The 13,908-nt window shown below is 65.0% G+C and carries 14 protein-coding genes; 5 read left to right on the top strand and 9 right to left on the bottom strand.

What is annotated here, in order from left to right; genetic code table 11:
• Positions 1-82: 82 nt before the first annotated feature.
• Entirely contained in the window at positions 83-2,323 is a 2,241-nt protein-coding gene (locus V6M49_RS18335) for a S9 family peptidase (protein WP_332762551.1), read from the bottom strand.
• Between the two features lie 472 nt (positions 2,324-2,795).
• On the opposite strand from V6M49_RS18335, the gene V6M49_RS18330 reads away from it, so the two are divergent.
• Entirely contained in the window at positions 2,796-3,209 is a 414-nt protein-coding gene (locus tag V6M49_RS18330; RefSeq protein ID WP_141141454.1) for a hypothetical protein, read from the top strand.
• 429 nt (positions 3,210-3,638) lie between these two features.
• Here the strand turns inward: V6M49_RS18330 and V6M49_RS18325 are convergent, their stop codons facing one another.
• The 8 genes from V6M49_RS18325 to V6M49_RS18290 form a co-directional block, all read right to left on the bottom strand.
• Positions 3,639-4,748 carry an LCP family protein gene (locus tag V6M49_RS18325; protein WP_332762549.1) on the bottom strand — a complete coding sequence of 370 codons (1,110 nt, stop codon included), beginning with the start codon at positions 4,746-4,748 and terminating at the stop codon, positions 3,639-3,641.
• 88 nt (positions 4,749-4,836) lie between these two features.
• Positions 4,837-5,478 carry an arsenate reductase/protein-tyrosine-phosphatase family protein gene (locus V6M49_RS18320; protein ID WP_141141451.1) on the bottom strand — a complete coding sequence of 214 codons (642 nt, stop codon included), beginning with the start codon at positions 5,476-5,478 and terminating at the stop codon, positions 4,837-4,839.
• Between the two features lie 95 nt (positions 5,479-5,573).
• A complete protein-coding gene (locus V6M49_RS18315) occupies positions 5,574-6,203 on the bottom strand; it encodes a DUF305 domain-containing protein (RefSeq protein WP_141141450.1) in 630 nt (209 codons plus the stop codon).
• A 156-nt stretch (positions 6,204-6,359) separates the two neighbouring features.
• Complete coding sequence (locus V6M49_RS18310; protein WP_141141449.1) at positions 6,360-6,845, bottom strand: hypothetical protein; 486 nt, start codon at positions 6,843-6,845, stop codon at positions 6,360-6,362.
• A 103-nt stretch (positions 6,846-6,948) separates the two neighbouring features.
• Positions 6,949-7,131: a hypothetical protein gene (locus tag V6M49_RS19960; protein ID WP_442959760.1), complete on the bottom strand. Its 183-nt coding sequence runs from the start codon at positions 7,129-7,131 to the stop codon at positions 6,949-6,951.
• A gap of 89 nt (positions 7,132-7,220) precedes the next feature.
• Positions 7,221-7,535, bottom strand: a complete 315-nt coding sequence (locus tag V6M49_RS18300; protein WP_141141448.1) for a heavy-metal-associated domain-containing protein — start codon at positions 7,533-7,535, stop codon at positions 7,221-7,223.
• A gap of 201 nt (positions 7,536-7,736) precedes the next feature.
• Positions 7,737-8,096, bottom strand: a complete 360-nt coding sequence (locus V6M49_RS18295) for an ArsR/SmtB family transcription factor (protein WP_332762545.1) — start codon at positions 8,094-8,096, stop codon at positions 7,737-7,739.
• Positions 8,097-8,100: 4 nt separating this feature from the next.
• The gene (locus tag V6M49_RS18290) at positions 8,101-9,330 is read right to left on the bottom strand and encodes an MFS transporter (RefSeq protein WP_332762543.1); all 1,230 of its coding nucleotides are present in this window, start codon (positions 9,328-9,330) and stop codon (positions 8,101-8,103) included.
• A 346-nt stretch (positions 9,331-9,676) separates the two neighbouring features.
• On the opposite strand from V6M49_RS18290, the gene V6M49_RS18285 reads away from it, so the two are divergent.
• The 4 genes from V6M49_RS18285 (at position 9,677) to V6M49_RS18270 (ending at position 13,865) form a co-directional block, all read left to right on the top strand.
• The gene (locus V6M49_RS18285; protein ID WP_332762542.1) at positions 9,677-11,083 is read left to right on the top strand and encodes a DUF6421 family protein; all 1,407 of its coding nucleotides are present in this window, start codon (positions 9,677-9,679) and stop codon (positions 11,081-11,083) included.
• A complete protein-coding gene (locus V6M49_RS18280; protein WP_332762541.1) occupies positions 11,080-11,811 on the top strand; it encodes an SDR family NAD(P)-dependent oxidoreductase in 732 nt (243 codons plus the stop codon). The genes V6M49_RS18285 and V6M49_RS18280 overlap by 4 nt, the downstream gene beginning before the upstream one ends.
• Before the next feature lie 282 nt (positions 11,812-12,093).
• Complete coding sequence (locus V6M49_RS18275) at positions 12,094-12,885, top strand: ABC transporter substrate-binding protein (protein WP_332762540.1); 792 nt, start codon at positions 12,094-12,096, stop codon at positions 12,883-12,885.
• On the top strand, positions 12,882-13,865 hold the full coding sequence (locus V6M49_RS18270) for an amino acid ABC transporter permease (RefSeq protein ID WP_442959759.1): 984 nt from the start codon (positions 12,882-12,884) through the stop codon (positions 13,863-13,865). Before V6M49_RS18275 ends, V6M49_RS18270 begins: the two co-directional genes overlap by 4 nt.
• Positions 13,866-13,908: the final 43 nt, after the last annotated feature.

Genomic DNA, 13,908 nt, shown 5'->3' with positions numbered 1-13,908 from the left:
TCGCGGCCCGCGGGATCCCGATCGATTGCTCCGTAAGCGCCCTTTTGGACCCTCAAAACGGCGGTTACGGAGCAATCGATGGCTACTTGAGGCCAGCCCCTGGCAGCAGGTTGTTGGCGCCGAGGGAGTCGGCGATGAACGCGTAGTCCCACGCCCGCTCGCGCCACTGGACATAGCGCCCGGACGCGCCGCCGTGGCCGCCGTCCATTTCGATCTTCATCACCACAGGCTCGGCGCCGGTGGTCTTGTTCCGCAGCTCCTGGACCCACTTGGCCGGCTCCACGTACAGGACGCGGGTGTCGTTAAAGGACGTCACCGCGGCCACCTTGGGGTACGCAACGGAACGCACGTTCTCGTACGGTGAATAGGACTTCATGTAGGCATACACGTCCGGGTCGGTAATGGGGTTGCCCCATTCCTCCCATTCCAGGGCGGACAGCGGAAGCTCCGGGTCCAGGATGGTGGTGAGGGCATCCACGAACGGCACCTGCGCCACCACCGCGGCGTACTTTTCCGGTGCCAGGTTGGCCACTACGCCCATCAGCAGACCGCCTGCGGAACCGCCGAGCGCCGCAATCCGGGACGGATCCACCCACCCGGACTTGGCCAGCCAGTCCGTGGCGTCCACAAAGTCGGTGAAGGTGTTCTTCTTGGCGAGCTTCTTGCCGTCCTCATACCAGTGTCGGCCCAGCTCGCCGCCGCCGCGGATGTGCGCGATCACAAACACCACGCCGCGGTCCAACAGCGACAGCCGGGCAATGCCGAAACCGGGGTCCATGCTCAGCTCGTAGGAGCCGTACCCGTAGACCAGGCCCGCCGCCGTCGAATCCTGTTTGACGCTCCTGTGGCGCAGCACAGACAGGGGGATCCTGGTGCCGTCCGCGGCGTCGGCCCATTCGCGGGTGGCCACGTAGTCGCTGCCGTCGTAGCCGCCCAGCACCGGGCTTTCCTTGCGGAGCAGCAGTTCGCCGGCGGGCTGCGCCGGGGTGGGCAGCACAAAATCGTAGACGCGCGACGGTGTGAAGTAGGACGTGTAGCCCAGCCGGATCACCGGTGCCTCGTAGTCCGAACCGCCGACGCCGGCCGTGTACAGCTCCTCGTCGAACGCCGGTTCCACCGGAGCTTCCTGCGCGGGCGTACCGAGGCCGGCCAGTCCCATCACCTGGACGCGTTCGATGGTGTCTTTGCGGACGGACACAATCAGGTGCGTGGAGGTGACGCCGGCACCGTTGACGCGGACGTCGTCGGAATGCTCGACGACGGTACTCCAGTGCTGCTCGGCCAACGGCTTGGCGAGTTCGGCGGGGTCCACCAGGGAGACCATGGAGTTGATGGCCCCGCGGTTGTGGGTGAGCAGAATACGTTCTGATTTTTCGCCGTCAGGACCGGTGAGCAGGAACGGCTCGGCCTCGTAGAGGACGCGCTCGTCCCGCGAGATCACGGTGGTGAGGGCCGCCGTCGGGTCATCGAAACGCAGCAGGCGGGTCTCGCTGTATTCGGAGCAGCCGATGCCCAGCACGAGGTGGCGCCTGTCAGAGGAGAGCTCAAAGCCCAGCCACATGGCGACGTCGTCCTCCTGGTAAATCACCTCATCGTCGGTGACCGGCGTGCCCAGGACGTGGGACTTGACCTGGTACGGGCGCCACGAATCGTCCACCACAGTGTAGAAAATGCGGGTGCCGTCGGGGGAGAAGCTGACGCCGTAGAAGATGTTCTCGATGACGTCCGGGAGGAGTTCCCCGGTGCGGAGGTCCTTGATGTGGAGGGTGAAACGTTCGTCGCCGGCGTTGTCCACGGCGTAGGCGTAGAGGTTCCCGTCCACCGTGACGGCCGAGCCGCCCACCGAGAAGAACGGCTTGCCTTCGGCCTCGATGTTGCCGTCCAGCAGCACTTCCTCGCCGGGGATTTCGACGCCGGCCTCCACTGCGGGGGGAGTCCAGTCGGCCACGGGGTTGCCGGTGTCCTGGGCGCGGACGCGGCACTGGATGCCGTACTCCTTGCCCTCAACCGAGCGGCTGAAGTACCACCAGCCGTCCTTGCGGTTTGGGACAGACAGGTCTGTCTCCTGTGTGCGGCCCTTGATTTCCTGGAAGATGGCCTCGCGCAACGGCTCCTGGTGGGCGGTGACGGCCTCCTGGTAGGCGTTCTCGGCCTTCAGGTGCTCAACCACTTCCGCGGATTCCTTCTCGCGCAGCCACTCGTAGTTGTCCACAAAAGTGTCGCCGTGGTGCGTCCGCTCGTGCGGGACCTTCTTGGCCACTGGCGGCGCGGGGGAGGAAGCGGCGGACGAAGTGGCGGAATCCTGCAGCGGAGTCTGGGTCATGCCTTCAATATATAGAGCCGGGCGGACAAAATGGCCGCCGTTCGCTACCGGGGTAGCCCTCGCCCGCCCCGTTGATCTATCACTTATGGTCCCTAAACCGGGGGCAAAACGACTGTAAGTGATAGATCAACGGAGCAGCCGGGCCGGACGGGCCGCTAAGTTACCGGCCGGAACCCCTTGAACCGCCCTCCGCCGGGTGCTAAAACGGCATTACCGGGAGGATCCGGACGCGTTCTTTTTCATCTGCCTCTTAGGGCGGTTAGCCGTTTCGGCACGCCACAGCGCCAGACAGCGCATCGGCAGTCTGCGGGCGACCCTTCCGATACGGTGGTCCCCGGCCCCGCCGGGGACCACTTCTCTGCGTCCCTGGCCATGCTGGTGCGGGTTGCCGCAGGAGGCTGAGCAGGGACCTTGACAGGGCGTCCTAATCGCGGGCTAATTGGAAGCACTCTTAGTGATATTGGGGGCGAAGATGCGAAACCTGATTCCGAAAGGCATCCTCCGGAAGATGCTCCTGCCGCCCACGTACGGCCTGCACCTGACACCCGGCGCAGAGTTCACGGTGCTCTCCGTCGAAGTCTGGAGCACGTGCCTGGTGGTCAACATCCACGTGGAGTCCGCTGCCGGGAGAGCCATCCCGGAGATTGCCATCGAAGACCATTGGGGCACGCAATACACGTTCCGGGACTCGGCCAGCCTCGGCTCCCGCAACCTGCAGGTATTCACCCCGTCCCTGCCGCCCGGCACCAGAAGCCTGACCATCAGGTCCACGGACGACGCCAACGCCCGCCTGGTGGTGAGCTTCGCCGTCCCGCTGATGCGGGAAGCCGGCGAAGCAGCCAAGGCGCCGGTTTCCCGCCCGGTCCGACTGCGCCGTCCGGCCTAGAAGCAGGTCGGACTAGAACGCACTCACAGCCGGAGTGAGAGAGCGTTCGGGAAATTTCTGCAGGATGTGAGAGAGCGTTGATGGCGGGCAGGCGTATCCTGATCACGCAAAGGCGTACCCGCCCAGCGTGAGAGGGGAAGTTCCATGACCATCCCGCCAGTGCACGAACCAGAGCCGTTCCCGCCGGAACCAGGCCCGGACCCCTTCAGTCCGGAGCCCACCCATCCCGGCCACCCGGGACCGGACAGGCCCAGCCCCATCCCGACGCCGGAACCTCCCGGACCGCTGCCCGTCCCGGATCCGGGGCCCGCACCGCTGCGCCCGGACCCCACTCGGAGTTAAGTCACCAAGTGAAACGGCCCCTGGCACAGCCGGGGGCCGTTTCACTTGGTGCCCGCCAGCTGGTGCCAAGCAATCACCCCCGGCGTACTACCCGCCCGCGTACTCGGGCAGCCGGCCTTCGCGCATGGCAGCCGCCACCTGGGCGATCCCGCCATAGTCCGGGAACACCACGGACGCCCCTCCTGGTGCCGTGCCCACCCCGGCTGTCGGAAGCGTGAGCGAAACAATGGCGTTGGGGTCGATGTCGCGCATGCCGTAGGCCAGGATCGCGACGCCCACAGGATCAAAGCCCTGGTCCACCGTGAGGTAGCCGGATGCGAAATTCACCAAGGCCCGCACCGCAGTCACGTCGCGCAGGGCGCCGTCGCTGGTGAGCCGGGCGAGGATGGCGCGGAGGAACGTCTGCTGGTTCCGGACCCGCTGGAAGTCGCCGTCGACGAAGGCGTAGCGCTCGCGGACGAATTCCAGTGCCGCCTGGCCGTCGAGGTGGTTCACCCCCGGTGTGAAGACGTGCTGCGTTTCGTGAGTGGACTGGAACGGCACGGTGACGTTCACGTCGATTCCGCCCAGCCCGTCGGTGAGCGTCTTGAAACCGTGGAAGTCCAGCATCACCGTATGGTCGATGTGGGTCCCCATCAGGGACTCCACCGTCCGGGTCGCGAGCGGTATGCCGCCCACCTGCAGGCTGGTGTTGATCTTGGCATAGCCGTAGTCGGGGATGTTTATGTAGAGGTCCCGCATGAGGGAGACCACGTGCACACTGCGGCGGTCGGCCGGGATGTGGACCAGCATGAGCGTGTCGGCGCGGTGGTCCTGCGATTCGCCCGTGGCTGCGGTGTGGGCTGCCTGCTCCCGGGCGTTCGCGCGGCTGTCGCTGCCGATCACCAGGATGTTCATGGGCGCCGCGGGGAGTTCCGCGATGGGTTCGGGCGGCGGGGGAGGGGCCGGTGCCGGGGGCGGGGGCGGTGTCGTCTCCGACGGAGTGGGCGTGGCGGTGTCAGTGATGGTGGGCACCGGGGCCGCAACTTCCGCGGCAGGCTTGGTGAACAGCAGGGCGGACACGGCGACGACCGCAACCAGTACCAGCGACAGCACCGCCGCGATCAAGCGGCGCCGTTTCAGCGCGGCAGGCGCAGCAGGCTCGGGGCCGGAATTGCCGGGGCCGATCGGATCAGGACCGCTTGGGGTGCTCGCCATGACTTAGTGTCCGCCCTCCGACCCGGTTCCGGCTACAACGCGGAGCGTGTCGTTTCCATGCTGTAACGTACGACGGCGGCTCGCCGGTTTAGGCGGGAACGTTCAGGCGCGCGTGCCGCAGAATGGAAACGATGGCCGGGGCCAGTTCGTCCTCCATCTGGTGGTAGATCTCGGGGCTGCGCCGGTAGGGGTCGATGATGTCGTTTTCGGAGGAATCCGCGGGCAGTGACAGGTGACGGACGGACGCGGCGCGCGCGGGCAGCCCCCGCCAGAAGGCGGTGTTGGCACTGAGGGGACTGCCGCCGTCGTCCGCTACCGGAACGTTTGCGGCACTGTCCGCACGCTCGTCCAGGACGTCGAGCATGCGGGCAAACTCGCGGATGGTGAAGGTGCGTTTGAGCAGGGAGGCGTCCAGCTGGAGCACTTCGCCGCGGTGACCCGAGGTCATTGTGAGGACCAGGTCCACGCCGCGCAGGATCTTGCCGGTCAGCTGCCGCGAGACGAAACCGTCCGGGTTCCCGCCAAAGGTGCGCACGATGTCGCCGGACAGCGGCTGCATGGGGTCGCCCACCATGGCCCGGGTTCCGGCGCTGGTGACCTCGAATCCGCCCGGCATCACCTGGTCCAGCCCGGCCTGCAACAGCCGCTCAGCCACGGGGGAACGGCAGATGTTGCCGGTGCAGACCGTCAGGATCCTCACGGGTGCGGGGGCAGATGCGGGGGATTCCACGGAACTTCTCTTTCCAGCCGATGCGCCGGACCCGGTGCGGCCCGTCGTACCTTTCAACTTAACACGTGCCGCTGCCGCCGCCTCAAGGGCTGCTGCTAGAGGGTGGCCAGAAGGTCCTTCATTTCCTGGATTTCGGTTTCCTGGGCGGTCACGATGTCTTTGGCCAGCTGGACCGCTTCGGGGTACTTGCCGTCGGTGCTTTCGGTCTTGGCCATCGTGACGGCGCCTTCGTGGTGCGCGGTCATCTGGGTCAGGAACAGCTTGGCCGCTTCAGTGCCCTGGGCTGCACGGAGGGCGGTCATGTCCTCCTGCCCCATCATGCCGGACATGCTGTGCCCGCCAGCCATGCCGGAGGGCATTTCGGTGGGCCGGTTCCAGCTCTTGAGCCAGGCGGTCATTTTCTCGATTTCGGGTCCCTGGGCAGCTTTGATTCTGGTGGCCAGGTTGGTCACCGTCGCCGGGATGCCTTCCTTCTCCAGCATCAGGTCCGACATTTCCACGGCCTGGGCGTGGTGCCGGATCATCAGCTGTGCGAACACGGCGTCGGCTTCATTGAAGTCTGCAGCTGCCGGCGCGGAGCTGGAGGGCATTCCGGAGCCGCCGTGGGTCATGCCCGGCATGCTGCTTCCGTCAGAACCGGCGGAACCGGTGGAACCGGTGGAGCAGCCGGCCAGGGCAATCGCTGCGGCGATGGCAAGAGTGGAAATACTCAGGGTCTTTTTCATCAAAATCAGTGTCCTTCGAAGTATCAGCGGCGTCAGGCGCCGTTGCGGATGCGTGCGGTGGCGGGGCCGGGTGGCCGGCCCCGGCGTATGCGGGGTGGCTGGGCAGCGTCAGTGGCTGCGCAGGGTGCGCCGGACTGGACGCGGCGCTGGGCAGTTTTACGTCCGGCTGATGCAGAGGTCGCCAGGGGAAGGACTTCCCGGCAGATAGGCATAGGTGGTAGTGGCCACGGCGGCACCGGTGACGTTGAAGGCCGGGAACGGCGTGGTGCCGGGCAGCGGCGCCGACAGGGAAGTGTTCGCCGGGGACAGGACGCAGGCAGCGTCCCCGGCGGCCATCGCCGGGCAGCTGCCGGGAGACGTGCAGGGAGACGCCGTCCCGGACACCGGTGCCGCCGGATCCAGGGGTGCCACCAGAGCGTCGGCAGTGGAGGACTGGGCTGCCGGGTGGCCCCCATGTACAGCATGGGAGCCTTGGATCTGCGTCAGGGTCATGTCCGTGCCGGCAGAGGCCGCCGTGGGCATGGTGTGGGCGCCGGACATAATGTGCATCCCGAAAATCCCGGCGATGACAGCGAGCAGCCCGGTCAGCAGCCCTGCACGCCGGAGGAGCGCCATGAAGGGGCCGGGTGCTGTTGCTGCCATGGCGTTCCTCCTGCTCGTGTGGGCGGGCCTTTTGGTTTAACCGTACCGGGTTGACCTTTGCCGGGTGGTTCGGTGGTTCAACGTACCTGCGCGGGATTCAGTTTCACGCGGCGCGTCCGGCCAGCACCACGCCGGCCGATTCCATCGCCACGTCCGTGCCGGCGCCGATCGCGATGCCGACTTCAGCCCTGGCCAGGGCCGGGGAGTCGTTGACGCCGTCGAACTGTCCGTCCGTCCACGGTGGTGCGGACGCCGCGGCCGGTGAGGGACGAGAAGCCGGTGGCATCCGGGATGGTCAGGTTCCGCTGGCGGGCGGCACGGACGATGGCCCGTGCGACGGGGTGTTCGCTATCGGATTCCACCGCAGCGGGTGGACTACCTGCTGGTGAGGCTGTACCCGGCGGCCGCTACGGCGTCGCGGACCGATGCCTCCGTGTGCGGCCCCGAGACGCTCAGGCGTGAGGCCCCGCCGGCGACGAGTTCGACGGCGGCCGACGTCACGCCGTCGAGCGCGGAGACTGCCTTTTCAACGGTCTGGACACAGTGACCGCACGTCAGGCCGGTGACGGAGTACTCCGTACCTTCTGCCTGGGGTGACAGCTGCTTCGCTGAACGGGTGGAGCAGCAACTGCACCCTGCAGTTTCAGCTGCAACGATGGGCAGTTCGGTCCGGACCTGGGGTGCACTCATATCAGTTCTGTCCTTTTGCAAGAGAGGTGTGATGAGGTGCTGGGGATGAACGGCTGTAAGGGCCGGAATTGCACGGGCCTGGACAAACCACTTCACTGGCAACACCCAAAATATACCCCCATGGGGTATATTTTGCAATGTGCCGACGCCCACAGCTTCGGGGGAGCGGGCGGCCGCGCGCTCGCCTTACCGCCGGGAAAGTCAGCCGTGGCCGGGTTCCCCGGTGACGGTGTGGTCGGCGTGGTTCAGGCCTTCCAGGACAAGTCGGGCCAGATGGCCGTCCGCGATGCTGTAGACCACCCTGCGACTGACCTTCTGCGTGCTGACGAGGCCGCTGAAGCGGAGCTTGGCCAGATGCTGGCTGACTGAGGTCCGGGAGGCTCCGGTGCGTTCCACCAGGGTGGTGACGTCGGCCGGTTCCTGGGTCAGGAGCCAGAGAACGTGCAGGCGGGTGGGATCGGAGAGCATCCGGAACGTGGCCGTGGCGGCATCCAGTCGGCGGGCATCAGGGAGCCGGGAATGGTGAAGGCTCGGTGTGGTGACGACTTGGGCCTCTTCCACCGGATCACCCTTTCATGATGGCCGGTTCTGGGCCGGTCTTGGAGGCAACCGGCCAGAAGTTCACGGCCGCTGCTGTACTGATCATAGCCACCACTGCCAGGACGGCGGCGGCTGCGGGCTGGCCGGCGGACGCGCCGATCCAGCCGGCTACCGGGTAGGTGATGATGAAGCACGCGTGGGAGAGGGAGAACTGGGCGGTGAAGATGTAGGCCCGCGTGCTTTCCGTTGCGGAGCGGCGCAGTAGCCGGGCCGAAGGGGTGCTGATCATCGAGGTCCCGGCGCCGAGTGCCGCCCAGAGCCCCAGCAGCATCAGCCACGGACCCGCTGTCGCCAGCAGGACAAACGTGCCGGCGAGGCCAAGGCCAAGAAGCGCAGCTCCGGACATCATCAACGAACGGTCGGCCAACCGGTCCAGCGCCCAGGGTGCGCTGAGCGCGACGGCCATCGAACCGGCGCCGTAGCAGGCCAGGGCAATGGCGACGTCGGCGTTGGATCCTGCGAACAGGTCCCGGGTATAGACCACCGTGTTGACCAGCACGAGGGATGTAGCGGCCGCCACGGCCAGGTTCAAAGCCAGGAGGCCGCGCAGTTCCGGCGTTCTCGCGAAGATCCTCGCGCCGAGGGTGGTGCGGTGCCAGAGTGATCCTTCCTGACGGGCCGCCGGTGCTGCAGGCAGTCTGGTGGTCACCACCAATGCCGCAGAGAACACAAAGCCCGCCACGGTGCCGAGAAAAAGTTCGTGGAATGTAAGTACGGACAGGAGTCCTGCGGCCAGGGCCGGGCTGACCAGGGATTCCAGGTCGTACGCGAGACGGGAGAGTGACAAGGCCCGCGTGTACTGCCGTTCGTCGGGCAGCACCACGGGGATCAGGGACTGGAAGGCCGGCGTGAACGTAGCCGAGGCGCTCTGAAGGACAAATACCAGCACGTAGATTTGCCAGGCCTGATCCACCGCGGGCAGTAGTAGGGCGATTCCGCCACGGATCAGGTCCGCTGCAACCAGGACCGGCTTTTTTGGCAGCTTTTCCACCAGTGCCGCCATGACTGGCGCGACGAAGACGTAGGCCAGCATCTTTATGGTCAGCGCCGTCCCGAGCACGGCCCCGGCCTGCCCTCCTGCAAGGTCGAACGCCAGCAGTCCGAGGGCCACAGTCAGCAAACCGGTCCCCAGCAACGCAACAATCTGGGCTGAGAAGAGCTTCCGGTAGGCGCGGACGGACAGAACTTCGATCATGAGGATCCCCCAATCGAAACAATATGTGCGTACTTATGCACCTATTGTAGGCACGACGCCGGGAGGTGACGTCCAGGAGCCGCCGTCGTTAAAGTGCGACGACGGGCGCGCTGGGTTCACGGGGGTAGCGGGCGCCGCCTGGTCCAGCCCTGCCTGAAGCAGCCGTTCAGCCATGGGGGAGTGGCAGAGGGCCAACCTCGAACGGGTGCACAGGAAACTCTTGGTCACCAGCTCTATTTCGCGAATCTAGACTAAGACTTGCTTACGGTGCCATTGTTTTTAGATAAAGATGTCTTTCTGTTCACTAGTGTTACGCGGGTCACAGAGAAGGAAGGACGCCGTAGCAATGACTGCAACAAAAGCACAACACGTATCCCGCTCCTCAATAGGTGCCCTGCTTGCCTCAAATTCGTCCTGGACCGAGCTGAAACGGGCCGCCGGAGAACTGCAGCAGATCCAGGTGAAGGACGGCTCCATACCTGATCCGGGGGACCATGACCGAGCCCTGTACGAGGTCGCCACCATCACGGCTTCACTCAGGGATTTGGCCCCTTCGTTCCCGCACGATGCGGAGTATCTGGCCCGGCTGGAAGTTGACTTCGAGCGGTGGGCTGCCTCCTCGTTCGGGGTCCCGGACTTCCTGGATTCCCTGCTCGCATTCCAGCCACAGCAGCACCGAATCGACGGACTGCCGCATCTGGTGGTCTTCCCTATGTATACGCAGAACGGCAGCCCAAACCGCTTCGTGGAGGCCGTGCTGTTCGAAGTAGTGTGGCCGGAGTTCATCGCTGAACTCGAAGGTACGGAGTATTCGAACCCGCTGTTCGTACCCATCCGCTTCATCGACTTCACACCCGGCTATGACACGAACTCGGCGGTGTTGTTTCCTGAGAGCGTAGCCGTCCGTGAAACGCCGCAGTTCACCTGGGGCGGTATTTTCGCGGATCGCGAGGCTGAGCGGTTCCGGCGGGTGGTGGCCGCAGCCAGCGACATCACGTCCCTCAGTCTCCCCGACGGAGCGCGGCGGCTGCTTGAAGACCCTCAGCTGGCCATGGAAACCTTCGTGATGTGGGATCTGATCCATGACAGGACGCACATGCGCGGGGATCTGCCATTTGATCCGTTCATGATCAAGCAGAGGATGCCGTACTTTCTCTACACGCTGGAAGAGCTGCGGTGCGATCTGACGGCATTCCGTGAATCCGTCCGTATCGAGAGGGACGAGAACGCGCCGCCGGAGGCGCGAAACCACGCGAAACTCGTCCAGTATGCCGTCATCTTCGACCGGATTTTCCGGTTCGCGATGACAGGAAACCGGGTCCGCAATTACGACGGCCTTGGCGGTCAGCTCCTTTTCGCCTGGATGCACCAGCACAAGGTGCTTCATTGGACGGACTCGAAACTTTCCATCGACTGGTCGGAAGCGCCCGAGGTCGTTATCGAACTCGGGAGGCGGATCGAGGAGCTGTACTGGCGGTCAATTGACCGCCCGAAAACCGCTCACTGGCTTGCGGCCTATGAATTCATCAGCGCCACAGTCACCCCGAACCCCGCATCCCTCTGGGCCAAGGGGCCCGAGGGGCTGGCCCTTGACGGCCCTCCTCGGGGCCTGACCGACCAGGTGCTTGATGACGAGTTCCCCCTTTCGATGTTCTACGAAGCACTGGAGAAAAAGATGAGAAACGTCATCGAATCCACGGCCGGAATCACCGGCGAGCCCAACGGCGGCAGCAGCTGCAAGGACGCGGCATGATGGCTCCCGACGGACCCAGGACCGTCATGGTGGCCGGCTCCACCAGCGAGGCCGGGACCGCCGTCGTATCGGCCCTCAGCGGCGCCGGATTCCGCGTCGCCGCCGTGGACCTGGACACTGAACGCGTGCAGAACCTTGCACAGTCCTGGCCCAACGTCACCGGCTACACCTGCAACCTCGCAGAACCCGCGGCCGTCCGGGAACTGGCATCCACGGTCCGCCGCGACCTTGGACCCCTCGATGGCCTCATCCACCTGGTGGGCGGCTGGCGCGGCGGCGACGGCATACCGGGGCAGGAGGACTCCGACTGGGACTTCCTGCACACCAGCGTCCTGACGACACTGCGAAACACCAGCCGCGCCTTCTACGACGACCTTGAAAAGTCCCCGGCGGGACGACTGGCCATCGTGTCTGCCCAGGCAGCTGCCAATCCCTCCGCAGGTGGTGCCGCCTACGCGGCGATCAAGGCCGCTTCCGAGGCCTGGACGCTGGCGGTGGCCGACGGCTTCCGCAGCTCACAATCCGGCAGCACGGACAACCGGCAACCGCAGCGGTCAGCTGCCGTCGTGTTCGTGGTCAAGGCCCTCGTCGACGACAAGATGAAGGCTTCCCAGCCCGACCGGAAATTCCCGGGATTCACCCATGTGAAGGATCTCGGAGCCGCTTCGGCCGCCCTGTTCAGCAGGTCCGCCGCCGAACTCAACGGTTCCCGCCTACCCCTGGTCTGATCTTCCACCTATCCCGACCGGGAAGCAGGTAGGGAGATCCACCAAGCGCCAGTACAGGCGCGCCCGCACGCCGACCTGCGTGCAGGCAGTCAGTCAGTCAGAAAACAATCCCATTCATGGGCCACACCAACCAAGAGGTAAACAATGTCGTTTTCTCCGTCCAAGAGGACAAAGGCACTGGCGAGTCTCGCCATCGGCCTTCTTTCTCTGACCGGTTGCACCAATGCATCACAGACCTCGGGGGGAGCTGCCCCCGGTTCCACTGGCTTTGATCCCGCCTCTGTGGCCAGGGACGATGCCCTCGCCGCGAGCGTCCCTGAGGCCATCAGGAGCAAGGGAACCCTCACGGTGGGTGCCGACACATCCTACGCACCGGCCGAATCCCTGGGCGGCGCCGATGGCCAGACCCCGGTGGGCTACAACGTAGATTTTGCCAAGGCCATCGGGGCGACCCTTGGCCTGAAGGTCCGGGTCCAGACGTCGGAATTCACGGGAATCCTGCCCGCTCTCGGTGCCAAGTACGATCTGGGAATCTCCTCCTTCACCATCAACGCGGAGCGTCTGAAGGCCGTCAACATGGTCAGCTACTTCAATGCCGGCACGTTGTGGGCCGTCCAGAAGGGCAACCCGAAGAATTTCAGCGTCGATGACATCTGCGGCAAAACCGTGGGGGTGCAGACCGGCACCACCCAAGAGGAGCCCGACGTCTCCGCCCGGTCCAAGGCCTGCACGGATGCCGGAAAACCGGGCGTCAACGTCGTCACCTTGAAGACGCAGACAGATGTGACCACCCGTCTGGTGAACGGCAGCATCGACGCTATGGCCGCTGATTCCCCGATCATCGGCTATGCCCTCTCGCAGACCGGCGGCAAGCTGGAGGCCCTGGGCGATGTTTACGCTGCGGCACCGCAAGGCATCGCGGTCGCTAAGAGCGACACCGCACTGTCCGAGCTCATGAAAAACGTCATGAACAAACTCATCAGCGACGGGACCTACGGGAAAATCCTGGACACGTGGAGCAACACCAAGGGCGCCGTCACGAAGTCTGAAGTGAACCCGGCGGTAGACAATTGAGCACCCTCGCACCCACCGAAACCAGCGACCGCAGGACCGGTGCCGCGCACCGGAAACCGGAACTGATCAATGCCGTTCCGGTCCGCCATCCCGGCCGCTGGGCCGGCGCCGTCCTCATCCTGTTGTTCGCCGCGATGCTGGGCCAGAGCCTGGTCACCAATACCAATTTCCGCTGGGACATCGTCGGCACCTACTTCATGGACGTGCTTGTCATCCAGGGCATCGGCTGGACGCTGCTGCTGACAGTCCTCTCGATGGTGATCGCCATCGTGCTGGCCATTCTCCTGGCCTTCATGCGCCAGTCGGACAATCCCCTGTTCCGCGGCGTGAGCTGGACCTGGGTCTGGTTCTTCCGCGGCACACCGGTCTACACCCAGCTGGTGTTCTGGGGCCTCATTTCCGTTCTTTATCCCAAGATCGCCCTGGGGATTCCGTTCGGCCCGGAACTGTTCAGCTTCAGCACCCAGGACGTGATCACCGCCTTTATGGCAGCAATCCTGGGACTGGGGCTGAACGAGTCAGCCTATCTGGCCGAAATTTTCCGGGCTGGCCTGAAGTCCGTCGACTCCGGCCAGATGGAAGCCGCCGAGGCCCTGGGGATGCGCAAGTCAAAAATCATGTGGCGGATCATTCTGCCCCAGGCCATGCGCGTCATCGTGCCACCCACCGGCAATGAGGCCATCGGGATGCTCAAGACCACCTCGCTGGTGCTCGCGGTGCCATTCACCCTGGACCTGACCTTCGCAACCAACGGCATCGCCAACCGCAGCTACCTGCCCATTCCGTTGCTGATCGTGGCCGCCCTCTGGTACCTGGTGATCACCAGCATCCTGATGGTGGGCCAGTACTACGTTGAGCGCCACTTCGGAAAGGGCGTGGACAATCTCGTCCCTGCCCAGGTCAAGCCGACCCCGGCGGCCACCGCCGCCGAAGCACCCAAAGCACGCAAAGCACCCAAAGCAGAGGATGAGCTACCGTGACCATCACCAACGACGTCATGACGAAGGAGACCCTCGTCCGTAT

Source organism: Pseudarthrobacter sp. (genome assembly GCF_036675385.1).
Classification (GTDB): Bacteria; Actinomycetota; Actinomycetes; order Actinomycetales; family Micrococcaceae; genus Arthrobacter.
Note: the sequence above shows the minus strand (reverse complement) of the source record. Positions and strands in the feature narration are given on the sequence as shown.